The 23,573-nt window shown below is 63.8% G+C and carries 23 protein-coding genes; 13 read left to right on the top strand and 10 right to left on the bottom strand.

What is annotated here, in order from left to right; all coding sequences use genetic code 11:
* Positions 1 to 98 precede the first annotated feature (98 nt).
* Positions 99 to 593 (top strand): flavin reductase FerA, encoded by a 495-nt coding sequence (gene ferA / locus DEA8626_RS04970; RefSeq protein WP_108851932.1) that lies wholly within the window; start codon positions 99 to 101, stop codon positions 591 to 593.
* Here the strand turns inward: ferA and soxR are convergent.
* Positions 584 to 1,036 (bottom strand): redox-sensitive transcriptional activator SoxR, encoded by a 453-nt coding sequence (soxR, locus tag DEA8626_RS04965; protein WP_108851931.1) that lies wholly within the window; start codon positions 1,034 to 1,036, stop codon positions 584 to 586. The two genes, ferA and soxR, sit on opposite strands and share 10 nt — an antisense overlap.
* A 128-nt stretch (positions 1,037 to 1,164) precedes the next feature.
* Here soxR and DEA8626_RS04960 point away from each other — a divergent pair, with 128 nt between their 5' ends.
* Positions 1,165 to 2,124, top strand: a complete 960-nt coding sequence (locus DEA8626_RS04960) for a lysophospholipid acyltransferase family protein (RefSeq protein ID WP_219929163.1) — start codon at positions 1,165 to 1,167, stop codon at positions 2,122 to 2,124.
* 383 nt (positions 2,125 to 2,507) lie between these two features.
* Here DEA8626_RS04960 and DEA8626_RS04955 read toward each other — a convergent pair whose 3' ends face one another.
* From DEA8626_RS04955 to DEA8626_RS04940, 4 genes are read right to left on the bottom strand one after another with little or no spacing between them, the layout of a single operon-like run.
* A complete protein-coding gene (locus tag DEA8626_RS04955) occupies positions 2,508 to 3,293 on the bottom strand; it encodes an FAD binding domain-containing protein (RefSeq protein ID WP_108851929.1) in 786 nt (261 codons plus the stop codon).
* Between the two features lie 14 nt (positions 3,294 to 3,307).
* Positions 3,308 to 5,674, bottom strand: a complete 2,367-nt coding sequence (locus DEA8626_RS04950) for a xanthine dehydrogenase family protein molybdopterin-binding subunit (RefSeq protein ID WP_108851928.1) — start codon at positions 5,672 to 5,674, stop codon at positions 3,308 to 3,310.
* 11 nt (positions 5,675 to 5,685) lie between these two features.
* Positions 5,686 to 6,171 (bottom strand): (2Fe-2S)-binding protein, encoded by a 486-nt coding sequence (locus DEA8626_RS04945; RefSeq protein WP_108851927.1) that lies wholly within the window; start codon positions 6,169 to 6,171, stop codon positions 5,686 to 5,688.
* Between the two features lie 38 nt (positions 6,172 to 6,209).
* The gene (locus tag DEA8626_RS04940; protein ID WP_108851926.1) at positions 6,210 to 6,743 is read right to left on the bottom strand and encodes an SRPBCC family protein; all 534 of its coding nucleotides are present in this window, start codon (positions 6,741 to 6,743) and stop codon (positions 6,210 to 6,212) included.
* A gap of 288 nt (positions 6,744 to 7,031) precedes the next feature.
* Here DEA8626_RS04940 and DEA8626_RS04935 point away from each other — a divergent pair, with 288 nt between their 5' ends.
* The 3 genes from DEA8626_RS04935 (at position 7,032) to DEA8626_RS04925 (ending at position 9,363) form a co-directional block, all read left to right on the top strand.
* Complete coding sequence (locus tag DEA8626_RS04935) at positions 7,032 to 7,736, top strand: ABC transporter ATP-binding protein (RefSeq protein WP_108851925.1); 705 nt, start codon at positions 7,032 to 7,034, stop codon at positions 7,734 to 7,736.
* On the top strand, positions 7,733 to 8,524 hold the full coding sequence (locus tag DEA8626_RS04930; RefSeq protein ID WP_108851924.1) for an ABC transporter permease: 792 nt from the start codon (positions 7,733 to 7,735) through the stop codon (positions 8,522 to 8,524). The genes DEA8626_RS04935 and DEA8626_RS04930 overlap by 4 nt, the downstream gene beginning before the upstream one ends.
* A gap of 68 nt (positions 8,525 to 8,592) precedes the next feature.
* Positions 8,593 to 9,363, top strand: a complete 771-nt coding sequence (locus tag DEA8626_RS04925; protein WP_108851923.1) for a LamB/YcsF family protein — start codon at positions 8,593 to 8,595, stop codon at positions 9,361 to 9,363.
* Positions 9,364 to 9,439: 76 nt separating this feature from the next.
* Here the strand turns inward: DEA8626_RS04925 and DEA8626_RS20985 are convergent, their stop codons facing one another.
* The 3 genes from DEA8626_RS20985 to DEA8626_RS04910 all read right to left on the bottom strand — a co-directional run bounded on the left by DEA8626_RS20985 (position 9,440) and on the right by DEA8626_RS04910 (position 14,715).
* Positions 9,440 to 9,610, bottom strand: a complete 171-nt coding sequence (locus tag DEA8626_RS20985; protein WP_181366359.1) for a hypothetical protein — start codon at positions 9,608 to 9,610, stop codon at positions 9,440 to 9,442.
* Positions 9,611 to 10,506: 896 nt separating this feature from the next.
* On the bottom strand, positions 10,507 to 12,261 hold the full coding sequence (locus tag DEA8626_RS04920) for a patatin-like phospholipase family protein (protein ID WP_108851922.1): 1,755 nt from the start codon (positions 12,259 to 12,261) through the stop codon (positions 10,507 to 10,509).
* A gap of 807 nt (positions 12,262 to 13,068) precedes the next feature.
* On the bottom strand, positions 13,069 to 14,715 hold the full coding sequence (locus DEA8626_RS04910; protein ID WP_108851920.1) for an FAD/NAD(P)-binding protein: 1,647 nt from the start codon (positions 14,713 to 14,715) through the stop codon (positions 13,069 to 13,071).
* 129 nt (positions 14,716 to 14,844) lie between these two features.
* Between DEA8626_RS04910 and DEA8626_RS04905 the strand changes: the two genes are divergently transcribed.
* The 8 genes from DEA8626_RS04905 (at position 14,845) to DEA8626_RS04870 (ending at position 21,612) form a co-directional block, all read left to right on the top strand.
* Positions 14,845 to 16,074 (top strand): putative DNA modification/repair radical SAM protein, encoded by a 1,230-nt coding sequence (locus tag DEA8626_RS04905; RefSeq protein WP_108851919.1) that lies wholly within the window; start codon positions 14,845 to 14,847, stop codon positions 16,072 to 16,074.
* On the top strand, positions 16,074 to 17,507 hold the full coding sequence (locus DEA8626_RS04900; protein ID WP_108851918.1) for a UdgX family uracil-DNA binding protein: 1,434 nt from the start codon (positions 16,074 to 16,076) through the stop codon (positions 17,505 to 17,507). The genes DEA8626_RS04905 and DEA8626_RS04900 overlap by 1 nt, the downstream gene beginning before the upstream one ends.
* Positions 17,508 to 17,898: 391 nt before the next feature.
* Positions 17,899 to 18,342 carry an Hsp20/alpha crystallin family protein gene (locus DEA8626_RS04895; protein ID WP_108851917.1) on the top strand — a complete coding sequence of 148 codons (444 nt, stop codon included), beginning with the start codon at positions 17,899 to 17,901 and terminating at the stop codon, positions 18,340 to 18,342.
* Positions 18,343 to 18,366: 24 nt separating this feature from the next.
* Positions 18,367 to 18,768, top strand: coding sequence for an Hsp20/alpha crystallin family protein (locus DEA8626_RS04890; protein ID WP_181366358.1), 402 nt, complete (start codon positions 18,367 to 18,369; stop codon positions 18,766 to 18,768).
* 36 nt (positions 18,769 to 18,804) lie between these two features.
* Positions 18,805 to 19,317: an Hsp20/alpha crystallin family protein gene (locus DEA8626_RS04885; protein ID WP_245890771.1), complete on the top strand. Its 513-nt coding sequence runs from the start codon at positions 18,805 to 18,807 to the stop codon at positions 19,315 to 19,317.
* Between the two features lie 59 nt (positions 19,318 to 19,376).
* Positions 19,377 to 19,598 carry a hypothetical protein gene (locus DEA8626_RS04880; RefSeq protein ID WP_108851915.1) on the top strand — a complete coding sequence of 74 codons (222 nt, stop codon included), beginning with the start codon at positions 19,377 to 19,379 and terminating at the stop codon, positions 19,596 to 19,598.
* A gap of 359 nt (positions 19,599 to 19,957) precedes the next feature.
* Positions 19,958 to 20,566 (top strand): glutathione S-transferase family protein, encoded by a 609-nt coding sequence (locus tag DEA8626_RS04875; protein WP_108851914.1) that lies wholly within the window; start codon positions 19,958 to 19,960, stop codon positions 20,564 to 20,566.
* 464 nt (positions 20,567 to 21,030) lie between these two features.
* Entirely contained in the window at positions 21,031 to 21,612 is a 582-nt protein-coding gene (locus DEA8626_RS04870; RefSeq protein WP_146188833.1) for a GNAT family N-acetyltransferase, read from the top strand.
* 348 nt (positions 21,613 to 21,960) lie between these two features.
* Here the strand turns inward: DEA8626_RS04870 and DEA8626_RS04865 are convergent, their stop codons facing one another.
* Both DEA8626_RS04865 and DEA8626_RS04860 read right to left on the bottom strand, forming a co-directional pair.
* Complete coding sequence (locus DEA8626_RS04865) at positions 21,961 to 23,094, bottom strand: substrate-binding protein (protein ID WP_108851912.1); 1,134 nt, start codon at positions 23,092 to 23,094, stop codon at positions 21,961 to 21,963.
* 102 nt (positions 23,095 to 23,196) lie between these two features.
* A complete protein-coding gene (locus tag DEA8626_RS04860; protein WP_108851911.1) occupies positions 23,197 to 23,469 on the bottom strand; it encodes a hypothetical protein in 273 nt (90 codons plus the stop codon).
* Positions 23,470 to 23,573 lie beyond the last annotated feature (104 nt).

Below are 23,573 nucleotides of genomic sequence, written 5' to 3'. Positions count from 1 at the left end.
CGGCGGCCCCGTCCGGCTGGCCAATGGCGGCCGAATGTGATTTTCCTGTCCGGCATCGGAGGCGCTTGCGCGCCCGACGCGACCGACAGGACATTAGAATGCCCGAAATCACACCCTATACGTCCGACCCGCGCGATTTTCGTACGGCCCTCGGGCGCTACGCGACCGGCGTGACGGTCGTGACTGCATTGGGTGAACGCGGTCCGGTCGGAATGACGGCAAACAGCTTCACCTCAGTGTCGCTCGACCCTCCCCTCGTGCTTTGGTGTCCGGCCCGAACCTCGGCGCGGTTCGACGCCTTTGTCCGCGCCCGCTATTTCGCGATCCACGTGCTCGCTGCCGACCAGCTCGCGCTTTGCCGCCGCTTTGCAGGCTCAGGCGAAGATTTCAGCGGCCTATTCAATACGACGACACCCGAGGGGTTGCCGGCTCTTCCGGGCTGCCTCGCGCGGTTCGACTGTGCGGCTCACGCCGACCATGACGGCGGCGACCACGCGATCCTCGTGGGCCGCGTCCTGCGCGCGAGCCTCGGCGAGGGCGAGCCGCTTCTCTTCTGGCATGGCCGCTACGGCGATTTCCTGCATCACGGCTGAACGGGGTTGTCCCCCAACAGATAGCGCGGCCCGGCCCCGTTCGCTGCGGCCTGGTCATCGGGATTGTGGAACGCGCAGGTCTTCAGTGACAGGCAGCCGCATCCGATGCACCCGTCGAGCCGGTCGCGGAAGCTTTCAAGAAGCGCGATCCGTTGATCGAGCTCGGCGCGGAATCCTTCGGCCAACCGCCGCCAGTCCTCGGCATCAGGCGTCCGGCTTTCGGGCAGTTCGCTCAGCCGCGCCGCGATCTCGGTGATCGTGTAGCCGAGCCGCTGGGCGATCATCACGAATGACAGGCGCCTGATGTCCGACCGCGCGAAGCGTCGCTGGCCGCCCGAATTGCGGCTGGGCCTGACCAATCGCCTCTCTTCGTAGAAACGGATCGCGGAAACGCTTAGCCCCGTACGCCGCGCAAGCGCCCCGATCGACAATTCACGCTCCATGACCGCCCTCCTGTCGAACACCTCAATGTTAGTTGAGGTTTGGGTGCGGTCAAACCCGCCAAGAAACAAGCCCCCGGGCGGCTGGCCAGCCATTTGCGGTAAATGGTGCAGCCTGGCGGCGGCTCGGATTGTTCTGGCCGACTTCCGCGTCGAGCCCGACCACTCCGTTTGCAAACGCAGAATCCTGCAATCGCAGCAGTGCGGCCTCGCCAGACCGGACGTTCGGAAATACCCAGCAGGGCGGCGCACGCAGCATTTCGGTCGCGTCGTCTGATGGACTGACTGTCGACCAAAAGATATCATTGCCAAGGGTTCCGTCGGACGAAGATATCCATCAGATGAATTGGCAGATGCGACCGATGGCAGAGACTTGGCGCGGTGGACGTGCGTCATTGCGTTGGTTGATCGGCGCCCCCATCGTCAACGCAAACGTGGCACTGAGGGCGAAGGATAAGCAGCACGCACGAGCATTGATTGCAGCTCATTTCGCCCGATTCCTCGATACCTGCCGGGTCAGCGTAACCTTGGACGGCCCTCTCCCCGAATCCGGCAGGGGTTGCATCCTTTGCTATAACGAAACGTCGTTCATCGATGTCGCCGCTTTTGGCGTGTCAATGTGGCCTCATGTCGACCGCGCAGCGGCAGCTGACATCTATGCGTATCTTCCGTTTGGACGATCAGCAGCACGAAAGGCGGCGATCGAGATGGTTCCAAGGGGAAATCGACTGGCCACTGAGCGGTTGCTGAAACGTATGGTCGCAGCCGTGAGGCGAGGAGAGCGGCTCGCATGGGGTGGGGAGGGTCGTCTTTACGGGCGGGACGGGATTGGAAGGTTCAAGGTCGGTGCGAGCCTGATCGCGATAAGGGCGCAGGCGCCCTTGATCCCAGTGGTGTTTCACGGTGGGCATCACGCGTTGCCACTAGGCTCCATCCGCGCGCGATCCGGTCGAATCCGAGTGCGTTTCGGGACGCCGATTCCGACAACGGGACTTAAGGAAGAAGAGGCACGCGGCCTCGCCGACCACGTGCAGGAAGAGGTCGCCAGAATATACGCAGTGTTGAAGGAGGCGTGCCGCGAGGATGCTTGATGAGCCGGCGCGGATAACGCGCGCGTCGCGGCGGAAGATCGCCATGAGATCTGCCCGAAACGCGCAACAATAAGTTTTAGCCCGCCCAAGCTGAAGTCTTTGGCGCACAACGCAGCGAAAGCCTTCTTTCCCCCCAATCGCTTGGATGATCTCGATGCTGGAGCAGCATACGAGCCGCTGCAGCGAACGCCCGATTCGTTGCGCACAGCAACCGTCGCCGACGGGCAAGCGTGGTGCATTTCACACCAGCGTTCCCGAAGAAATCTTCGGGAGATATTCCCCGCAAACCGCTCTCGGGCTGGTGTCGACCTCGTCTCGAACTGCACTATTTGCTGCAACGCGCTGGGTCGTCTGGAGGCTACTCTCGTTAGTCCAATTCGCGGTCAGGCGGTCCGGACCGCGCGCTGCGTCATGACCCTGACGAGGTTCGCGCGATAGGCCGGCGTGCCGTGGATGTCGCCGATCATGCCGTCCTCCGGAACGGCGAGGCCAGCGACCGCATCCGCCGAGAAATTCTGCGACAGCGCCTGTTCGGCCTCCGACCAGCGGAAGACCCCGTCCTCGCCCGCGCCGGTGATCGCCACCTGGACGCCCGACGCGAATTTCGCGACGAACGCGCCGGTCAGGGCGAAGCGCGAGGCGGGCTGCACGAACTTGGCATAGGCCGCCTTCTCGGGCATGGGGAAACGCACGGCTGTGATGATCTCACCTTCCTCCAACGCCGTCGAGAACAGGCCCTGGAAGAAGTCGTCCGCCGCGATCTCGCGCGCGTTCGTCACCACAGTCGCGCCCGAGGCCAGGGCCGCTGCCGGATAGTCCGCCGCCGGGTCGTTGTTGGCGAGCGAACCGCCGATCGTGCCGCGGTTGCGGACCGCCGGGTCGCCGATGCCCGTGGCGAGTGCAGCAAGTGCGGGGTAATGAGACGCAGCCTCCTTCGCCACTTCCGCATGGGTCGTCGCGCCGCCGATCTCCACCGCGTCGCCCGCGCGCTTCACGCCCTTCATTTCGGTGATGCCGGTAAGACTCACGAGCACCGCAGGCGCAGCCAGCCGCTGCTTCATCGTTGGTATCAGCGTTTGCCCGCCGCCAAGCGCCTGGGCGTCCTCGGCCTTCAGCGCCGAGACCGCATCGGCCACCGAGGACGGTTTCACGAAATCGAAATTGTGCATGGCCTGTCCTCCCTTCAGCCGTTGATCGCCTGCCAGACCCGCGAGGGCGAGACCGGCATGTCGATGTGATCCACCTTGTGGCCGCCGCGGTTCAGCGCGTCGATCACCGCGTTCACCACCGCCGGCGGCGAGCCGATGGCCCCCGCCTCGCCGCAGCCCTTCACGCCCAAGGGATTGTGCGTGCACGGCGTCTGGCAGCTATGGTCGACGACGAAAGGCGGCACATCGTCGGCCCGCGGCATGGCGTAGTCCATGTAGCTGCCCGACAGAAGCTGGCCGTTTTCGTCATAGACAGCGTTTTCCAGAAGCGCCTGCCCGATCCCCTGAGCAAGACCGCCATGAACCTGGCCCTCGACGATCATCGGGTTGACGATGTTGCCGAAGTCGTCGGCGGCGGCGAAGGATGAGATCGTCACCTTGCCGGTTTCCGGATCGACCTCGACCTCGCAGGCATAGGCGCCCGCGGGATAAGTGAAGTTCGACGGATCGTAGAACGCCGTCTCCTCCAGCCCCGGCTCAAGCTCCTCGAGCGGATAGTTGTGCGGCACGTAGGCGGCGAGGCAGACATCACCCCAGGCGACCGACTTGTCGGTGCCGGCGACGGTGAATTGCCCGTCCTTCAACTCGATGTCGGCTTCCGACGCTTCCATCAGATGCGCCGCGATCTTCTTCGCCTTCGCGATGATCTTGTTCGCGGCCTTCACCATCGCCGAGCCGCCGACGGCCAGTGAGCGCGACCCGTAGGTGCCCATACCCATCGGGGCGTTCGCGGTGTCGCCGTGGACGATCTCGACCTGGCTCTCGGGTATGCCGATCATCTCGGAGATCACCTGCGGAAAGGCCGTCTCGTGCCCCTGACCGTGGCTGTGGCTGCCGGTCATGACGACGACGCCGCCGGTGGCGTTCACCCGCACAGTCGCGCTTTCGTACAGCCCCGCCCGCGCGCCGAGCTGGCCGACGAGGTTACTGGGCGCGATGCCGCAGGCCTCGATATAGCAGTTGACGCCGAGTCCGCGCAGCAGGCCCTTCTTGGCGCTCGCCTCGCGGCGTTTCTCGAACCCTGCGAGATCGGCGATCTTCTCGAGCTTGTCCATCGTCGCCTGGTAGTTGCCGGTGTCGTAGGCCACCGCGACCGGCGTTTGGTAGGGAAACTCGTCCACACCGACGAAGTTCTTCCGCCGGATCTCCACCGGGTCGATCCCCATCTCGCGCGCCGCCTTGTCGATAACGCGCTCGAGCTGGAAGGTCGCCTCGGGCCGACCCGCGCCCCGGTAGGCGTCGACGGGAACCGTATTGGTGAAGACCGCTTTCACATTCACGTAGATATGCGGGGTCTTGTAGTTCCCGGCCATCAGCGTGCCGTGCAGATAGGTCGGCACCGAGGGCGCGAAGGTGGAAAGATAGGCCCCCATGTTGGCGTAGGTCTCGGTCCGGATCGCCTGGAAATGTCCCGCCTTGTCGAGCGCGAGTTCGATCTTCGTCACGTGGTCGCGGCCATGCGCGTCTGTCAGGAAGCTCTCCGTCCGCTGCGCGGTCCACTTCACCGGCCGGCCCACGACCTTGGCGGCATGTGTGACGAAGGCCTCCTCGATATAGTGGAAGATCTTCGAACCAAACCCGCCTCCGACATCCGGCGCCACGACGCGCAGCTTGTGTTCGGGGATCGAGAGCACGAAGGCCCCCATCAGAAGCCGGATCACGTGCGGGTTCTGGCTGGTCGTGTAGAGCGTGTAGTCGTCCGTCGCGCTGTTGTAATCGCCCACCGCGCAGCGTGGCTCCATCGCGTTCGGCACCAGGCGGTTGTTTACAAGCTCCAGCGTGGTGACGTGATCGGCCTTCTGGAATGCCTCGTCGACGGCGGCCTTGTTGTCCTCGATGAAGCCCCAGTCATAACAAAGGTTCGATCCAAGCTCGTCATGGACGAGCGGGCCGCCGGCGACGGCGGCCTTCATGTCCACGACGGCCGGCAGTTCCTCGATATCGACATCGACCGCCTCGGCCGCATCCCGCGCCTCATCGAGCGTCTCTGCAATGACGCAGGCCACTGCGTCGCCCACATAACGCACCTTGCCCTCGGCGAGGATCGGGTGCTTCGGCTCGAGCATCGGGTTTCCCTTCTTGTCGGTGACGCACCAGCCGCAGGGCACCCCACCCTTCTCGGCGAAGTCCGCCGATGTGAAGATCTTGATGACGCCGGGCATCCCCTCGGCCGCCGATGTGCCTATCTTGTTGATCTTGCCATGCGCGACCTGCGAGCGGACGAAGACCGCATGGGCCTGGCCGCGCAGGTTGATGTCGTCGGTGTAGCGACCCTTCCCGGTCAGGAAGCGCACGTCCTCGCGCCGCTTCGAGCTGGCGCCGATGCCTTGATCTTTCGGCATGTTCCCCTCCCTTACTCGGCCGCCATCCTGCCTGCGTCCTGCCCGGACGCGGCCAGGACCGCCTTGACGATGTTGTGGTAGCCCGTGCAACGGCAGATATTGCCTTCGAGATAGTGGCGTATCTCGGCCTCGCTCGGTTTGGGGTTCTCGGCCAGAAGCGCGGCGGCCGACATCACCATGCCCGGTGTGCAGAATCCGCATTGCAGGCCGTGATGGTCCTGAAAGGCCTTCTGAATAGCCGAGAGCGAGCCATCGGCGTTCGCCATCCCCTCGATCGTCGTGACCTTGGCACCTTCGAGATCGGCGGCAAACACGTTGCAGCTTTTCACCGCGCGGCCATCGACATGGACAACGCAGGCGCCGCATTGCGCCGTGTCGCAGCCCACATGCGTGCCCGTCAGCACAAGCCCCTCGCGCAGAAAGGCGGACAGAAGCGTGCGCCCCTCCACCTCACCCGAGACGGACTTGCCGTTCACGGTCATCGTGACTTGTGTCATTCGCTCCTCCCTATTGGTATTATTTGTTTGCCTTCCGCTCAGCGGCGCAGTGCGCGTTGGAACCATCCCTTTTTCGCTCCGCCATCCTCGGACGCCCCAACCTCCGGCGGCCCGTCCTTCTTCGCGTCGACCGGCCCCTCGACAGCCTCCTTGAAGCGCTCGAAGAACTGGTCGGCCATCTTCTTTGCAAATCCGTCGATGATGCGGCTGCCAAGTTGGGCGAGCTTGCCGCCAACCCGCGCCTCGACTTCGTAGGAAAGCCGTGTGCCTCCGCCTTCGGGCGCGAGCGTCACCTTGGCACCGCCCTTCGCGAATCCCGCCGGACCGCCCTTGCCCTCGCCCTCGATCGTCACCGCCTCGCCAGGCACCATGTCTGAAAGCGTGACCAGGCCTGTGAAGCGCGCCTTCACCGGGCCGACTTTCTGCACGACCACAGCCTCGTAGCCTTCTTCAGGCGAGCCGGCCATGCTCTCGCACCCCGGAATGCAGGCTTTCAGGACCTCGGGATCGAGGATGGCCGACCAGACCGTGCCGAGATCGGCAGCGATGTTGCGGTAGTCATTCAACTGCATGCTTGCCCCCCCGACTCCGCATCAGCTTACGGCGAACCGTCGCCACAGGCTATCTGACCTTAGTCGCGGTTGTCACTGGCAACTTTCCAAGGAATCAGACAGTTGAACGACAATCGCTCGGGGCTGCTGGGCGCCCCGGAGGGCAGACGCGCATTTCGCTGCCCGGCAGGGCTGAGTGACCGGTAGCGGCGGCCATGGAAATGGGCTTTGTCGCGAACGGACACAGACGCTACGATCTGACGACGCCGGACTATCGAGCGCGAGGCGAAGGCAGGGGATCATCACCGGGTGAGCGGACTGACCATCAGCAACCTTGGCTATTCCTACGGGACCAAGCGGGCCCTGGACGGCGTGACGTTCTCGGTGCCTGCGGGCCGGTTCTGCGCGCTGCTCGGACCGAACGGCGCAGGCAAGTCCACGCTTTTTGCGCTGCTGACGCGCCTGTTCACGACCAGGGAAGGTAAGATCACCGTCGCCGGGCATGACCTTGCGCGCGCGCCGCGCGCCGCGCTCGCGCGGATCGGCGTCGTCTTCCAACAGCCCACGCTCGACCTTGACCTGACGGTGCAGCGCAACCTCCTTTACTTCGCGGCGCTGCACGGGCTGTCCGGGCGCGAGGCGGCGGAAAGGGCGGAGGCCGCGCTCGACCGGCTCGGCATGGCCGAGCGCGCTGGCGAAAAGGCGCGCGCGCTGAACGGCGGTCACCGGCGGCGGATGGAGATCGCGCGCGCGCTAATCCACCGGCCCGACATCCTCCTCCTGGACGAACCGACGGTTGGGCTCGACGCCGCGACACGCGCGGCGATCACCGATCACGTGCACAGCCTCGCGGCGGAGGACGGGCTGACGGTCCTCTGGGCCACGCATCTGACCGACGAAGTGCGGCCCGACGACCAGCTCGTCATCCTGCACAAGGGCCGCGTCCTTTCGGACGGCCCGGCAGGAACGGACGTCACCCGGCGTTTTCTCGAACTGACGGGAGAGACGGCGTGAGAGCGGCTTTCGTCGCCCTCGTCGCGATCCTCTGGCGCGAGGGGCTGCGGTTTCTCGGCCAGCGCGGGCGGCTCGTCGCGGCGCTCGTCCGGCCGCTCGTCTGGCTCTTCATCTTCGCGGCGGGATTCCGCGCGGCGCTCGGCCTGTCGATCATCCCGCCCTATCAGACCTATGTGCTCTACGAGGTCTACATCGTGCCGGGGCTCTGCGGCATGATCCTTCTCTTCAACGGCATGCAGTCCTCCTTGAGCCTCGTCTACGACCGCGAGATGGGGTCGATGCGGCTTCTCCTGACCTCGCCCCGCCCGCGCTGGTGGCTCCTGACCTCGAAGCTGATCGCGGGCAGCTGCATCTCGGTCTTGCAGGCCTACGCCTTCCTCGCCATCGCCGCGCTTTACGGCATCCGCATGGAGTGGATCGGATACCTCGCCGCGCTGCCGGCGATGTTCGTCGCGGCGCTCATGCTCGGGGCGCTCGGGCTGATGCTGTCGTCCTTCGTGCGTCAGTTGGAGAACTTCGCGGGCGTGATGAACTTCGTCATCTTCCCGATGTTCTTCCTCTCGTCGGCGCTCTACCCCCTGTGGAAGATGGCCGAAGCCTCGCCCTTCCTCCGCGACGTCTGCGCCGCCAACCCCTTCACCCATGCGGTCGAGCTGATCCGCTTCGCGCTCTACGGCCAGTGGAACCTGCCCGCCCTCGGCTGGGTGCTGGTCGCGCTCGCCGTCTTCGGGGCCGCCGCGCTCTGGGGTTACGATCCGGCGCGCGGGACGATGCGGCACAAGGGCTGACCGGCTTCCGTTTCGCGGCGTTCCGTGTAGCTTGAGGCGGACCAAGCCGCAGCTGCAGGAGATCCGCCATGACCGAAGCCGTCCGAACCGTCGATCTGAACTCCGACATGGGCGAGGGCTTCGGCAGCTACCGCATGGGCGACGACGACGCGATCCTGAAGATCGTGACTTCCGCCAATGTCGCGTGCGGATTTCACGCGGGCGATCCCGACATAATGGCCCGAACATTCCGCACCGCGAAAGAGCGTGGCGTGGCCATCGGCGCGCATCCCGGCTACGCCGACCTATGGGGCTTCGGGCGACGCGTCATTCCGCACTCGACCGGCGAGATCGAGCGCTTCGTCGCCTACCAGATCGGCGCTGCGCAAGCGCTTGCAACCTATGCCGGCCACAAGATCACTTATGTGAAGGCGCATGGCGCGCTCGGCAATCTCAGCGCGGCGGATGCCGATGTGGCGCGCGCCGTCGCGCGCGCGGTGTCCGCGGTCGATCCTTCGCTGATCCTCCTGTGCATCGCGCGGAGCGAACAGGTGCGGGCGGCTGAGGAGGCAAGGCTTCAGGCGCGGCACGAAATCTTCGCCGACCGCGCCTATACCGACGAGGGCCAGCTCGTCAGCCGGTCGCTTCCCGGCGCGGTGATCCACGACCCCGACGAAGCCTCGGCCCGCATCGTCCGCATGGTCTCGGACGGCGCGATCGAGACGGCATCGGGCAAGCGGCTCAAAACGCCTATCGACTCGATCTGTGTGCACAGTGACACGCCGACGGCGGTCGCGCTCGCCGGACAGGTGCGGTCGGCGCTCGAGGCGGGCGGGATCGCTGTGAAAAACTTCGCGTGATGCCGCGTCACGGCTGGCGCGCTATCTTCGAAGAACTACCGGGAATGTCGGTCGCCTCAATTCGGGCCGTCCGGCCCTAGACGTTCAGCAGGAAGACGGCGACGAACATCGCCCCGGCGCTCAGGATCTCTAGCGCCGTGATAAATAGGTTTCCGGGATGCTGCGCCCCCTGGTCCGGTCCCGCCTTCTCAAACTCAGAAGGCGAAACCAGATCCGGGAATACAGCTGAACTCGTTACGTCACTCATCTCAAATCCATCGATTATTCAACGAGTTCATGTCTACCGCGATTCCACCTTGGGTGGAACTTGTCTCTTTTGTCATGCCTCAATCGATATCACGAAACAAAAGCCGTGCCGCGCACCTGATTGAGACAGGAGCATTGGGCAATCCGCCACAGTCCTGCCTGATTCCACAACTTGGCAGACCGCGCCGATTCTCATGCGAGCGGGCCTTCCCCATTCAGCTTCAGCGCCTATCGTGGAGAAAGTGGTGCCGGCAGAGCGAACTTAATGCCCACATATCTAGGGATTAGTCAGCGTCAGGCTGTCTTCAAAGTACTGTCTGAAAACGACATTACGAGTTCACTGAATTTCACACAGAATCAGAGCGCCTCATCCGCTACCAGATGTTGGGGTGGACCAAAGCGGCATTGAGGCGCGGAAGGCCTACGAGCGTATCATGAACCGGCAGGCGCGCACCTTCATGGCGCGGGTTGACCAGCTTCGCCGCTACCGAACGGGAGGCTCTCAAACCGTCCGCGTCGAGCATGTTACGGTCAATGCGGGCGGGCAAGCAGTCGTTGGCAACGTCTCAGGGGGGAAGCGTGGAAAACAGCGATAACCCCATGCACAGCGCGCATTCTGCTGCTCGCTGCACTGCGACCAGCAAGTCGACGAAGAGCCGTTGTCGCGCGTCAGCCGTACGAGGTTGGACAGTATGCAGAATGCACGGCGCACGCGGCGGTGCGAAGCCGGGGCTGAACCATCCCAACTACAAATATGGGCTTCGCTCGAACGAATATGCCCAGCTGAGGGGATTGGTGGCGAAACTACGAAAGGTCGGCGTTATCTCGAGCCGAGAAGGATAGAGAACAAAAGGCGTGCCTCTTTCGATCTGCCCAAGCGGTGTAGAGCAGGTGCGACTAAGGTGCCCGCACCCCCTCCGCTCTTTGCGCCCCGGAAGTCAGTGCCGGCGGGCGGCGGCCCGAATTGGCGCGCAGCCTCATCCCCGCGAGGATCCCCTCGAACGGCTTTCCGTCCAGTCCGTCCGGCCGGCCGGACAAGTCCGCGAGCCCTTCCATGAAGGGCAGGAGCACATCCTTCTGCCAGGCGGGGCCGATGTCTGGCAGCGCCGCAGGCGTTGGGCTGGCCAGGAGATCGCGGTAGGGCGCGGCTCCCGCCGGTGCGCCTTCCAGCTTCTCCTTCACCTGCTTCAGCATGTCCGCGACCTTCGGCATCGCCACCGAGGCTCTGAGCTTGCGATGCTCGTCGAAGTCGAAAGAGTTCAGGAGCGCCCCGGCCGCAAAACCGCCATAGCTTGCGATCCTTTTGATCACCTCGGGATCCATGTTCAAGTTCAGCCCGCCTTCGTTGGGTTTCAGCAGGATGTGCACATTGCGTTCCCGGTAGCCGGGCAAGCGGGCCTGCAGCGTGTCCTGCCAGTCCTTTGCAGTCCCCAAGAGCGCCCAGCCGAACTTGGCCAGCCCATCGAGAGGCTCGGAGGGCAGCGCCAGATCGCTCCGGTCATCTTTGGCGATACGGATGCGCGCGGAAGCTTCGTCCCCCGCGTCTTCCGCGGCTTCGCCCAGCGCAATGCCGAATGTCGGGCGGCTTGGCAGGATGCTGTCGAAGAAGTGGATTGGGAAATTGGAGGACAGGCCGCCATCGGTGAACAGGCAGCGCACCATGCGCCCCCCGCTTCCTTCTGCCCCCGGCTCCAGCCGATAGAGCGGCACCGAGGCGATGAGACCAGGAAAGCTCAGGCTCATCCGCGCGATCAGGAACACCGGGAACTGCCCGCGCTCTGGCAGCTTGCGCAAGTCGGTGGGCGCGCGGCCCGCGCCGCCCGAATACTCGTTGCTGCTCGCCACCATGAAGTCGACGATCCCTTCGGGCATGATCCGGCGGAACTCCGAGGGGCTGAAATAGTGCTCGTCAGTGAACAGAGGCAGTTCATAGGGCCGGCGTGAGGTGATGTCTGTCGTCATCGCCCCGATGCGGATCCCGTGCCTCTCGATGTCTTGCACTGTCAAGGGCGGGTCGTGAGCAAGACGCCCGGCGATCTCGTGGATTTCGTCGGCGATCCATTCCCCGAAGGAGGGCTGCTCATGGCCGGATTGCCGAACGCCCGGGCAGATGCCCCAATCAGCCTTCGGGAGGCGCACCGTCACGTCGCGCGCCGCCGCTCCAGCAGCAGCCAAGAACGCGGTGATCAGCACAACAATCAGCACGAGTGGAGAAGCGTGCCAGCCAGCCCAGCCCATGAGCAACACCGCGATGATCGCCAAAGCTGCGCCGCCCAGTGAGAAGGGCCAGTAAGCCTTGCCAACTGCCCAAACACTCCTGAGGTAGCGGTTCTTCGGAAGGCTGGCGTTCAATGCGACCAGGAACGAAAACAAGCGAGAAAGATCAGGCGAGGGCTGGAACAGCGTGGCGGTATTTTCCCCGAGGAAAGCCGCACTGGCCTTCACCCGATCAAACCCCTGCCACTCCTCGCGCTCCTGCCGACGGTATTCGGCTGCCGCGGCAAATGCCGCCGCGATGGCTCCCGCCGACGTACCTCCAACGCCATGCAGCCGATGGGTCGCACCAATCGTGGCAATTACCTCCGGATAGACGACGCCCGAGGTTACCCCGCCTTTCATAATCAGATCGCAATCTTTTAGAACTTGTGCCATCGCCACGCCCCCTAATCTGGAAGAATCTTAAAATAGCACGCCGTGCTGCCGGAGTACCGGGGAAGCTTTCCATCACCCGCACTATGAGCAAGGTCATAGGCCCACCAACGCGCTGATCCGCGATGGTCGGCTTTGGCAAGCCTTCCTCGACCCATAGCCGATAGACGCGTTTTCGCGCTCGGCGCTCACCATCCAGACCTCCAGCCTCAATAGGAGGTGGATGCGTCGGTAGCCAGAACGCAACCGGCTCTCGGCCAGCTCTTTCGATCGCATCCGCAGTCTCACAGCCGTCATTCGCCGCAAGTGCGAAAGCGGCTGATGCCCTCAGCCGTAGCCGACATTCGCCCGGCAGCCAGACCGTGGCCGGCTCACTCCGAAGGGTCGGCGGGAAGCGGACTTTAGCTGCGGACGCGAAACAGTCAGGCGACGGCGTTGCAACCTGGCCTTCAAGCACCTTAGAACAAGAGCCGCTTCTGTCATTCTGGATGTGCTTGAACCCCTCGCGAGCGCAACTCCCTGGCCGTTGTGGAGAAGCCGCACGGCAGCGACGAGCAAAGCGGCAAATGCGTATCTTGGAGCGTCTTTGCCGCTCCGACAAACCGAGATTGGGTAATTGCCGCGCCGCATCCGAGGTTCGATTGGGCCCCAATCTGCCTGAAGCTTCAAAAGTAGAGGGATGCGCTTCGATGGGTCCTTGCCGCCCGGAAGGAGCGACCGAATAGAGATTTGCTCCGGCCTGTCAATTGATGGGCGCAGTCTCCGCATTTCGGACGATCTTCGACGGCGCAGCATTTATCCGGTTGAAGGTCAGTGGTTAGATCGAGAAGCAAATACGGTTTTCGCCCAGCGGTCGCAGATGCTGCCGAAACAGTCATGGATCGAGTCGCTGGCGATGGTGCTGCCGTTCGCCAACCGCCCGGCCAGCGCCAGGCCCGCCACCGGTGCATCATCTGCCCCAAGCAGCAAAGCGTCGGGCAAACATTGCGCGCCCAGATCGTCACCCAGAGCCTCCAGTTTCGATTGCTGTTGCAGCTCAACAATCAGTGGTTCCGTCACACGCTCCAGCGCAGGTTGGGGTAGAACGCTGTCGATCATCACGCTGACGGTCACGGCACGGCCGCCCGATTGCAGCTTCCAGCCTTCGAGGGCGAGCGCGATGTCGGGATCCTCCGCGGCGCGCGGGTCGACCAGCCCCGATTCGATCAGCGCGAGCAACAGGCGCGCCGTATCGACCGGCGCACCGTAAGAATAGCGCTTCAGGCCGTCGTCAAAGCTCACGACGGCCCTGGCCGTCCCGGCGGCAACCGCCGTTTCGTCGTAGATGCGACGCAATGGCGGCTGCCATTTGCGCCACAGCTGGCCGATCACGTAGCCGATTGAGGGCGGCTCGGCCCCCTCGGCCTGCGCGATGTTGGCGCGCAGCGCGTCCCGTGTCGTGCGGAGTTCCTGACTGCCGGGAGCTTCGGCTTCCATCTTCAGCCATTCGTTCACCGCTGACCGCTGCGAGGGCCCGCCTGTCGCGCGAAGGATGCGAAGTGCTGCGGTCTCGAGTACGTCGTAGAGCGGGGCCAGCGCGGCATCCGCCGGTCCGGTTAGCGCGACGCGCAGGGCGTCCGCAAAGGCGGCGTCCTCCGCCAGCAAAGGGTCGAACCGGGTATCCAGCGCGGCGCTTGCCGGTTTCGGCGCGGGTGCCTGACCATCGAGCGAAAACGGCACGATCCGCGCCGGTTCGCGCCCTGAGGCGACGTAGCGTCCGTCCTCGAACCGGCCGCCCGAACCCAGCGTCAGCATCCTGATCACATCGAGCGCCGAAAGCGCCATTCCGCGAATGCCGACAGTTCGCCCAGCCCAGCCCTCGGCTGCCTTCACGAGCGCCGACCCCGGATAGGCCGATATGAGCGGCAGCGCATGTCGCCCGGCATGGGCGCGCCAGCGTGCCATCTGTTCGTCATCGGCAGTTTCGGGCTGCCCGAGCGACAGAAGGACATGGTCGTAGGGCCCATGGTTCCCACCCTGAGTCTTTAGCCGCCAACCCTGCGGATCGCGTTCAGCCGCCATCACCCGTGCGGGGTGCAGTACGACGGAGATATGTCCGGGCAGCCGAGATAGCAGCGCATTGAACCGCGCGTGCAGATAAGTGCCGAGCCGCGCCCGCGGCAGAAACGCCTCATCATCGCGGCCGGCATCGCCCAGCCACGCGGCAAAGCTATCCTCCGGACCACCGCCTATCGGAGGTGGCGGGAGGCCTATGCTTCGCAACGGCAGGTTCAGCAGGCAGACAGGCGTTTCGTCCGGGCTGAAATTGGGGCCAGCCGCCGGCCAATCGGTCGGGTCGAAGAGCTCCACCGCCAAGGCCCCACCCTCCGCATCGGATCGGCGCGCCAATGCCTCCAGCGCGCCGAGGCCACGCGGCCCGAAACCGACGATCGCGATCCGGCGCGGGATCGATGCCATGACACGCTCCCTTCACTCAGCGGAATTGCGCCACTCTGCACAGTTCTACCCATGCCGCGCAAGGCATGAGCGCGCCGGGACGAAGGGTCGAACATTGAACATCGTGTCCATGTGTTCTACTTTTGTTCCATGAAGCGCACACTTGAGGAAAAACTGGCCATCCTGGCGGATGCGGCGAAGTATGATGCGTCCTGCGCCTCGTCCGGCACCACGCGGCGCGACTCGCGCAAGGGCGGAATTGGCAGCGCAGGCGGCAGCGGCATTTGCCACGCCTATACGCCGGACGGGCGCTGCGTCAGCCTGCTGAAGATCCTGATGACGAACTTCTGCATCTACGATTGCGCCTATTGCATCAACCGGGTGAGCAGCAGGGTCGAACGCGCGCGCTTCACCCCCGAGGAGGTCGTCTCCCTGACTCTGGAATTCTATCGCAGGAACTATATCGAAGGCCTGTTCCTAAGTTCCGGCATCATCCGCAGCCCCGACGACACGATGGTCGACATGGTTCGCATAGCGCGGATGCTCAGGCAGGATCACGGCTTCAAGGGCTATATTCACCTTAAGACCATCCCCGAGGCCAGCCAGCAACTGATCGACGAGGCAGGCCTACACGCCGACCGGCTTTCGGTGAACATCGAGCTGCCGCAAGATGCCAGCACGCGCCGTTTGGCCCCGCAGAAGAGGCCGGAGACGATCCGGGCGGCCATGGCGGGCGTTAGGCTGAAGCGCGAGGGCAGCCGCGAGCGCAGCTATACCGGGAAGAGGCCCGCACGCTTCGCACCGGCGGGTCAGTCCACGCAGATGATCGTTGGCGCAGACGCCGCCAGCGACCGGGACATACTTTCGGCCGCCTCGCGCCTCTACAGCAGCTATGATCTCAAGAGGGTCTATTACTCCGCCTTCTCGCCCATTCCGGACGCCTCGGCCGCGCTGCCACTGATCGAGCCGCCGCTGATGCGGGAACATCGGCTCTACCAGGCAGACTGGCTCATGCGGTTCTACGGCTTCGAGGTGGGCGAGATTGCCAGCGTCGCGCCAACAGGCAACCTCGATCTGGCTGTCGATCCGAAGCTGGCCTGGGCGTTGGCCAATCGCGGACAGTTTCCGGTCGATGTGAATCGCGCCAGCCGCGCCATGCTGCTGCGGGTGCCGGGTTTCGGGACGCGTTCGGTCGACCGTATCCTTGCTGCGCGTCGGTCCGGGCCGGTGCGCTATGCCGATTTGATCCGGATTGGCGCGTTGATGAACAAGGCGAAGCCCTTCGTGCGCCTCCCTGACTGGTCGCCCGGCGCACTGACCGACAGCGATGACCTGCGCGCCCGGTTCGCCGCCGCGCCGCAACAACTCAGCCTGTTCTGATGTATCGCGTCACCCTTCCGATGCTTGGGTTTGCCCCGGTATGGCGCGATGCTGCGCGTCAGCTGGTCAGCCATGCTGTCGCGCCGGACCGTATCTGGTGGGACCGTGGTGAGGGCGGCGATCTGTTCGAAGCAGACCCACCGCCCCGCACCGAAGGGTTGACGACGGTCAACGCCCCATCGGCCTTTCCCAAACTTGCCGATACAGTGCTTTGCCACTCCAACGCGGCTGCGCCTGCGCTGTTGTACGAAGCTTTGTACCGCCATCAGGGCGATCGCGGCGCGCTGGCCAATCCCGCCGATCCGCTGTCTCGGCGCCTGGAGATGCTGGCGAAAACGGTGCGCCGGGACATTCACAAGATGCACGCCTTCGTCCGGTTCCGCGAACTGTCGGGCGACGGCGCACGCCGTCGTTTCGGCGCGTGGTTCGAACCCGATCACGGCATTCTGGAGGCCGCCACACAGTTCTTTGCCCGCCGTTTCGCGGACATGGACTGGACGATCGCGACGCCGCAAGGCGTGGCGCGGTTCGAAGGCGGCGCGCTTTCCTTTCACGCACCCGCGCCGCGCCCCGATCTGCCCACGGACGCATCGGAGGCACTCTGGGGCACTTATTTCGCGAATATCTTCAATCCCGCGCGGTTGCATCTGAAGGCGATGCGCTCGGAAATGCCTGTGAAATACTGGAGGAACCTGCCCGAGACCCGCCTGATCCCCGAGATGCTCGCAGGTGCCGAGGCGCGGGTCGCGGCCATGCGCGCCGCGATGCCAACGGAGGCGCCAGCGCGCGCGGAGCGTATTCTGGAGCGGCTGACGACGCCCGAACCGGAGGGGGCTCCGGCGACGCTTGACGATGCGCGGCGGGCCGCTGCGCAGTGCCGCCGCTGCGGCCTGTGCGAGGCGGCGACGCAGACGGTCTGGGGCGAAGGCGATCCGAAGGCCGCGCTGATGATTGTGGGCGAACAACCGGGCGACGTGGAAGACCTTGCCGGCCGGCCCTTCGTCGGCCCGGCTGGGCAATTGCTGCGCACCGTGATGAAAGAGGCGGAGGTCGGCCGCGCGTGGATGACAAACGCGGTCAAGCATTTCAAATTCCAGCCCAGAGGCAAGAGGCGGCTGCATCAGAACCCGAGCCGGGGCGAGATCGAGCATTGCCGCTGGTGGCTAGACCTCGAACGCCGCCTCATCGCGCCGCGCCTGACGGTCGCGCTTGGCGCATCCGCGGCCTATTCGTTGACCAGCGACGACAGCCCGATGCGCGCGCGCCGCGGGCGAGTCGAGACCGCCCGCGATGGCGGGAGGGTGCTGTTGACCTGGCATCCGAGCTATGTCCTGCGTCTTCCGCCCAAAGCCCGACCACAAGCCCGGGCGGAACTGCTGGCCGACCTGCGGCGGGTGTCGGCATTGAACGGAGACGACGCTGCAAACTACTGAGCTTGGCAGCTCATTTTCCCTGCGGTCGACCGGCTGATCGCGCAGACTCGTTCCCTGCATTGCCGCCAGTTGTCCATCTTTCCATAGGGGTCTTGACAAGAAAATTACCGCTCACCACCTGAAATTGCGGGGACGCCAAGGCGGGTCCCCGGGTAGTGGAAGAGAGGATGGGTGGCAAAACGCGCCCGTCCCTTTGACTGCCAGACCGGTTCGTGGCGCTCGCGCAGGCGCCGCCCCGGGAGTGCGAGCAGTGTCACGGCCTGAGACCTGCCTTTCCGGCTTCTCCGAACATATCGACTGTCTGCCCCGGCTGTGACGGCGCGCGGTTTCGCATGTCGTGCGGCCAGGCCCAGTCAGTCGGTCAAAGTCGAGTTGGAAAAGGAGGACTGCAATGCTTGAAACAGTTTTCGCACCGTTCAGTCCGGCGGATCCCTTCGCCGACATGCGTCGGATGCAGAGCACAATGAACCGTCTCTTTGACGGCATCCGCGCGCCCGATCGACCGGCGACATATCCGCCGGTAAACTTCTGGGCTGGCCAGGACAGCGTCGTGATGACGGCGGAACTGCCAGGCCTCGCCGAGGGCGATATCGAACTAACTGTCAAGGACACCACGCTTACGATCAGGGGTACCTATCCGGATCATGAGGCTAACGATGGCATGGTCTGGCACCGTCGCGAACGCCCGGTCGGTTCGTTCACACGCTCGGTCGAACTGCCGTTCCGCATCGACCCGGAGCGGATTGAGGCGCGGTTCCAGAGTGGCGTCCTGACGGTCGAGATGCAGCGGCCGGAAGAGGACAAGCCGAAGCGCATCACAATCAGGGCGTCCTGATCGAGAATGGGAAAGGAGGAAAAGATGGCACAGGAACTTACCACTCAAGCCGGCCGGAACATCGCGCGCAGCGGCGAGGATTCTGACCGCACCGCCATGGCGTTTACGCCTGCGGTGGACATTTTCGCTCAGGGCGATGTCACGGTCATCAAGGCGGACATGCCCGGCGTGGCGCCCGATGACGTGGAAGTGACGCTCGAGCGCCAGGTGCTGACGCTCCAGGGCCGCGTCAGGCCGCACGCGCCGGAAGGCTATCGGCGGCTTTCGCAGGAATATCGCGAGGGAGACTATCTGCGGGTCTTCACGCTTTCAGACGAAGTCGACCAGAAAAGGATCAAGGCTGACTTCAAGAACGGCGTCCTGCGGCTCGAACTGCCGCGCGCGGCCGAGGCCAAGCCGAAGAAAATCTCGGTGAAGGCGGCGTGACGGGCTGGCTTCTCGCGAACCGGAAAGGAGGAAATCATGATGCAGATCAGCGATCTCATCCCCTGGGGTCGTGATAAGGAAAAGACCCCGGGCGCGCCGGAAGGCCGCGAGCCCAATCCGCTCGCCGTACTTCAGCGCGACATCAACAATGTGTTCGAGTCCTTCTGGCAGAAGGTCGAGAGCGGCTGGAACGGTCGCAGCAATGTCGTGGGCATGTTCGGGCCGAGCACCGACGTGTCGGAAACCGACAAGAATGTCGAGGTGACGGTCGAACTTCCGGGCATGACCGACAAGGACATCGACATCTCGCTCTCGGGCGACGCGATGACCATTCGCGGCGAGAAGAAGGTTGAACACGAGGAAAAGCGCAAGGGCTTGTACATGTCCGAACGCGCCTACGGTGCGTTCTACCGGACCATCCCGCTACCGCCGGGCGTCGATACCGACAAGGCCGATGCCAAGTTCAGGAACGGCGTTCTGACGGTCACGCTGCCGAAGACGCCCGAAGCGCAAGCGAAGGTCAAGCGCATTCCCGTCAAGGCTGCCTGACGCAACTGGCGGCCGGTCGAGTCCGGCCGCCTACTTTCCAGCCATGCACGGAGGAGTAGATGCGTTTCCCGATTTGGGTATCTGGCCGGCTTCTGACGACGCTTTGCGCGTTTTTGACACTGGCAGCCTCAACTGCTGCAGCGCAGACGCCCGACCGGCCCCTGCTCCGGAACGATGACGGCCTGCCGACGCTTGCGCCCCTCCTAGCCGAGGTGACACACGCCGTCGTCAACATCTCGGTCGAATGCCGGCAGACGTCGGAAATGAACCCGCTCTTCTGAGCAGCCCGATCTGACTGGTCCATGTTGATTGTTAGTGCATGACCGGCCCAGAGCCGCCGTTGGCGCCGTCTGCAGTGAGGGTCGGCTCTTTGCGGGCAGTACCCATTTGTCCAGCGTTCGAGAATTCGGACATTGAGCGGCATAGGGATACCCGCGCCCGATAGTGTTACCAGTGTCTTTGAGTCGCGCCAGGGCAAGGGTACAGCTGCCACCAAAATGCGTGCCCATTTAGTCACCGACGTCGAATGAAAGATCGGTTATGATCTTGCTCGGACTGGCAGCGCTGCCAGATCCATAGCCGCGTTGTTGCAGGGATGACGCGCACCATACTTCTCGAGGGCCCACAGGAGAGCATCACGATGTCCAATCCCATCGTCCGCTATTTCGATTTTGCCGGGAGCCGTGGCGAGGAAGTGAGGCTTGCGCTGTTGATCGCCGGGGTGCCATTTGACGATGACCGTATCGGTCGCGACGAGTTTGCCGGCATCAAGACTGAACTGCCGTTCGGTTCCTTGCCCGTTTTGGAAGTTCCTGGCCACGGGATCTTTGCACAAACTAACGCGATCCTGAGGTTGATCGGGCGATTGCACGGCCTTCATCCGGATGATCCCTGGGATGCGGCACGGCACGATGCCGTGCTGGAAGCCTGCGAGGACTTGCGACACCGCATCTCGGCCACCTCGCGGCTGACCCAAGCAGCGGAACGGAAGACGGCGCGGCAAGCGCTGGCGGATGGCTTCATCCCTCACTGGGCCCAAGGCATCGAAGGTCTGATTGGCGACAGTCCATTTGTCGGCACAACGCAGCCCGCGGTTGCCGACATCAAGATTCACATGATTGAAAAGGCCCTTCGGGGCGGCAATTTCGACGATATCCCGACCACGGTTCTTGATCCCTATGCGCGCATTCAGGTTGTGGCGCACGGCGTAGCGAGCCATCCGGCGGTGCAGGCTTGGCGCGCGTCCTAAAGCCAGTACGAAGGCGCGATGCACTCCCGCTGCAGCCTCACCGTCGGATCGGTCCGAAGGTCGATCACAGCATCCAAGTCCGGTCGCAGAAGTCGAAAGCTTCGGGCCCAAAACGCTCAGATGAAAGCGAGTGCAATATGTGAGTGCAGAATTGCGCTGCCGCTCGTGCACGGCCCAATCCGGACCTTCGACCGAGCTTCAAGATGCTGCAGTGCAGCCCTCATAGTTGCCTTTCGCTGCAGTTGCAAAATTTGATGGCAACCGAACTCACACATCGCGGGTCACAGGTGTCATTCGTTCCTTCCGATTGCATGAGAGCCATTCTGGAAAACTTAGGAGGTTCTCCATTCTCAAATCTGATAGGGTCTGCATCGAAAGGAGTACGCCGTGCCGGATAACGGCCAGAACGCGTTCGAACGGCATCATCCGTGCTGCGCGACAGAGACACATACGGCAGGCGCACCGTGCCGCTGACGATCCGAAAGGCGACGCCGGACGATGCGCCCCTGCTTGTGCGCGTCATCGACATGGCAAGTGGCGGAGTGGTGCCGACGCTCTGGGCTGAGATGGCCTCTCCGGACATGGATGGATTCGGCGTCGGACTCACGCTTGTTGCCGCGGAGGACGGAGATTTTAGCTATCGAAACGGGTTCATCGCCGAACGCAACGGTACGGAATTGGGCGGATTGATCGGCTATGTCCTTCCGACCACCCCGCAGCCAGCAGGGCCCGACGTTCCCGAGGTATTTGTCGGTATCGAGGAGCTCGCGCAGCTCGTGCCGGGCCATTGGTACATCAATTTCATGGCCGCCGTGCCTGAAGAGCGACGGCAAGGCGTGGGCGCTGCCCTGCTGAACGAGGCTGAGGAGCAGGCACGAGATCGCTCTTGCCCAGGTCTCGCGCTGATCGTTACGGCCTCAAACGAGAAAGCCATAAGCGTCTACCGGCGGGCCGGGTACACCGAGCGCGCGCGGCGTCCGTTCGACCTGTCTGACTTTGGAACAGGGCCAACAGAAGCGGTGCTGATGGTGAAGGAGTTCGATTAGCTATTTGACGGCCAATGTGTGTGAGTGTCGGCCCAATCCTGCCGTTCGCGAGGGAGGAAACGTCGCGACGCAGCGTCCCCATTCCTGCCACGAGCGGCGGACTGCAGCATTTTCAGCCCGTCAATGATGGCGGCACGGGACGAGATTGACGCAAGGTTCTCGGATTTCGTTACCCGCGCGGGGCTCTCAAGTAACTTTTGAACCGCGCGAAATGGCTGCGCTGCAAGTGGAAACCTGATTCTCCTTCCGGCGATTTGAACACAGCTTCAAACCCCTCCAACCGTGATCTTGCCGTTAGGGGCGGCACAACATAGTGCCACCCCCACGCATTTCAATTTGCAAATAGCGTCAGTTCACGGCGCTCAGTTCAGACCGAGCGGGGCGATAGCGCTCTTTCGGTTTAATGACGCCCAGGTTCTCGACGACCTCGAATCGCCCGCTCCGCGCCTGCGCGATGTACATGTTGTGCCGCAGGTGGTGCTGTCCCGGAACCATTTGCGCGGACCCACCCGGAGCCTGGTCGATGGAGGCGTGATCGAGGGCGGTGATGTCCGCGTCCTGATCGAGCGAGCCCGCCTCCTTGACCGCCGCCTCCCACAGCTTCAGCGCCTTGTAGTGCCCCGAACAGCCGCTGCCTGCGGTGAACATCGCGCTGCCCGGGAACCGGCGGTTGTAGTCTTTCAGCAGTTGCATGCTGAAGGGATCCTCGATGCCCTGATAGTAGTCGAGGCAGCTGTAGAGCCCCTCGACATGCTCAGCCGGCACGAGGTTCAGGAAGTTCTCATCGAAATAGGTGCAGATGATCTTGCCGCCCTTCGCGAGAAAGCCGGCGTTGTGTAGTTCTTCGAGGAACGGTGTCAGCCCGGGCGGCACGATCGTGTTGAACACCACCTCGGTTCCGGTCGCCATGATCTTCCGCACGGTTTCGCGGTAATCGGCGTGATCCAGCGGGAAATACTCCTCGCCCGTGATCTCGCCGCCGTTCTGGCTGACCATCCGCTTGGCCGCCTTGTTCAAGCGATGCGGCCAGATGTAGTCGGCCGAGGGGAGGTAGAACTTCCGCGCACCGGACTTCCGCATCAGCCAGGGAACGAGCGGCTCCACCTGCTGGGCGGGCACGGGACCGGTGCAGAAGATCAGGGGATCGTCCTCCTGGCCCTCGTACTGCTCGGGGTAGATGTAGAGCGTGTTGCCCTTCTCGGTCGCCTCGCTGCGGATCGCCTGGCGGGTAGAACTGAAGATCCCGCCCACGACGACGTCCACCTTGTCCTCATTGACGAGCTTTGCGGCGGCCGCCTTCGCAACCGCGTCGTCGGTCTGGCCGTCCTCGATGATCAGCTCGACCGGCCGTCCGAGAAGGCCGCCAGCCTCGTTCATGTCCTCGATGACCATTTTGCAGACATTGGCGTTGGCGATGCCCATGAAGGACAGCGGTCCGGTGAGTTCGGCGATGACGCCCACCTTAATCGGTTTCCGTTCCATCTTGTGGTCTCCTTGTCGTTCCGGGGTGCAGGACGCATCGGGCGGTTGCATCCGTCCGGCGCGGTCCCTCGGCGCCCCGCCTCGGTACGTGATGAAAGTGGGTCAGGCTTCGAACTCGCCGATCAGCATCGCCGCCTGGGGCTTGCCCTTGTGGCCCGCCGCCTGAAGGATCGGCGGCACTTCGGGATCTGAGACGAAGCGCTTCCAGCCCTCGGCATCCCAGTCGAAGATTGCCCAGAGGCGGTCATCCTCGGACGGGTCGCGAAACACCGTGCTTCCCTTCGAGCCGTGCAGCTTGCGCTTTTCGGCACCCTTCGTCGAAAACACCTCGATGAAGCGGTCGACATCCTCGACCCTGGTCGTTGCCAGCAACATGTCGTCTTCCTCCTGTCTGTCCGGGACCACCACGGCCCGGTTGTGGGGGAAGAATGCGCGCGAGCTTAACCCCGCACATGGGGTGAACTCCCTATGCCGCCGCC

The organism is Defluviimonas aquaemixtae, assembly GCF_900302475.1.
GTDB classification, from domain to species: domain Bacteria; phylum Pseudomonadota; class Alphaproteobacteria; order Rhodobacterales; family Rhodobacteraceae; genus Albidovulum; species Albidovulum aquaemixtae.
The sequence above is the reverse complement of the archived record's forward strand: the minus strand, read 5'-3'. Positions and strand labels throughout refer to the sequence as shown.

What these genes read in the sequence shown, in the direction of transcription:
- ferA (WP_108851932.1), top strand. Translation starts at nt 99, where the DNA reads ATGCCCGAAATCACACCCTATACGTCCGACCCGCGCGATTTTCGTACG.
- soxR (WP_108851931.1), bottom strand. Translation starts at nt 1,036, where the DNA reads ATGGAGCGTGAATTGTCGATCGGGGCGCTTGCGCGGCGTACGGGGCTA.
- DEA8626_RS04955 (WP_108851929.1), bottom strand. Translation starts at nt 3,293, where the DNA reads ATGCACAATTTCGATTTCGTGAAACCGTCCTCGGTGGCCGATGCGGTC.
- DEA8626_RS04950 (WP_108851928.1), bottom strand. Translation starts at nt 5,674, where the DNA reads ATGCCGAAAGATCAAGGCATCGGCGCCAGCTCGAAGCGGCGCGAGGAC.
- DEA8626_RS04945 (WP_108851927.1), bottom strand. Translation starts at nt 6,171, where the DNA reads ATGACACAAGTCACGATGACCGTGAACGGCAAGTCCGTCTCGGGTGAG.
- DEA8626_RS04940 (WP_108851926.1), bottom strand. Translation starts at nt 6,743, where the DNA reads ATGCAGTTGAATGACTACCGCAACATCGCTGCCGATCTCGGCACGGTC.
- DEA8626_RS04925 (WP_108851923.1), top strand. Translation starts at nt 8,593, where the DNA reads ATGACCGAAGCCGTCCGAACCGTCGATCTGAACTCCGACATGGGCGAG.
- DEA8626_RS20985 (WP_181366359.1), bottom strand. Translation starts at nt 9,610, where the DNA reads ATGAGTGACGTAACGAGTTCAGCTGTATTCCCGGATCTGGTTTCGCCT.
- DEA8626_RS04920 (WP_108851922.1), bottom strand. Translation starts at nt 12,261, where the DNA reads ATGGCACAAGTTCTAAAAGATTGCGATCTGATTATGAAAGGCGGGGTA.
- DEA8626_RS04910 (WP_108851920.1), bottom strand. Translation starts at nt 14,715, where the DNA reads ATGGCATCGATCCCGCGCCGGATCGCGATCGTCGGTTTCGGGCCGCGT.
- DEA8626_RS04905 (WP_108851919.1), top strand. Translation starts at nt 14,845, where the DNA reads ATGAAGCGCACACTTGAGGAAAAACTGGCCATCCTGGCGGATGCGGCG.
- DEA8626_RS04900 (WP_108851918.1), top strand. Translation starts at nt 16,074, where the DNA reads ATGTATCGCGTCACCCTTCCGATGCTTGGGTTTGCCCCGGTATGGCGC.
- DEA8626_RS04895 (WP_108851917.1), top strand. Translation starts at nt 17,899, where the DNA reads ATGCTTGAAACAGTTTTCGCACCGTTCAGTCCGGCGGATCCCTTCGCC.
- DEA8626_RS04890 (WP_181366358.1), top strand. Translation starts at nt 18,367, where the DNA reads ATGGCACAGGAACTTACCACTCAAGCCGGCCGGAACATCGCGCGCAGC.
- DEA8626_RS04885 (WP_245890771.1), top strand. Translation starts at nt 18,805, where the DNA reads ATGATGCAGATCAGCGATCTCATCCCCTGGGGTCGTGATAAGGAAAAG.
- DEA8626_RS04880 (WP_108851915.1), top strand. Translation starts at nt 19,377, where the DNA reads ATGCGTTTCCCGATTTGGGTATCTGGCCGGCTTCTGACGACGCTTTGC.
- DEA8626_RS04875 (WP_108851914.1), top strand. Translation starts at nt 19,958, where the DNA reads ATGTCCAATCCCATCGTCCGCTATTTCGATTTTGCCGGGAGCCGTGGC.
- DEA8626_RS04865 (WP_108851912.1), bottom strand. Translation starts at nt 23,094, where the DNA reads ATGGAACGGAAACCGATTAAGGTGGGCGTCATCGCCGAACTCACCGGA.
- DEA8626_RS04860 (WP_108851911.1), bottom strand. Translation starts at nt 23,469, where the DNA reads ATGTTGCTGGCAACGACCAGGGTCGAGGATGTCGACCGCTTCATCGAG.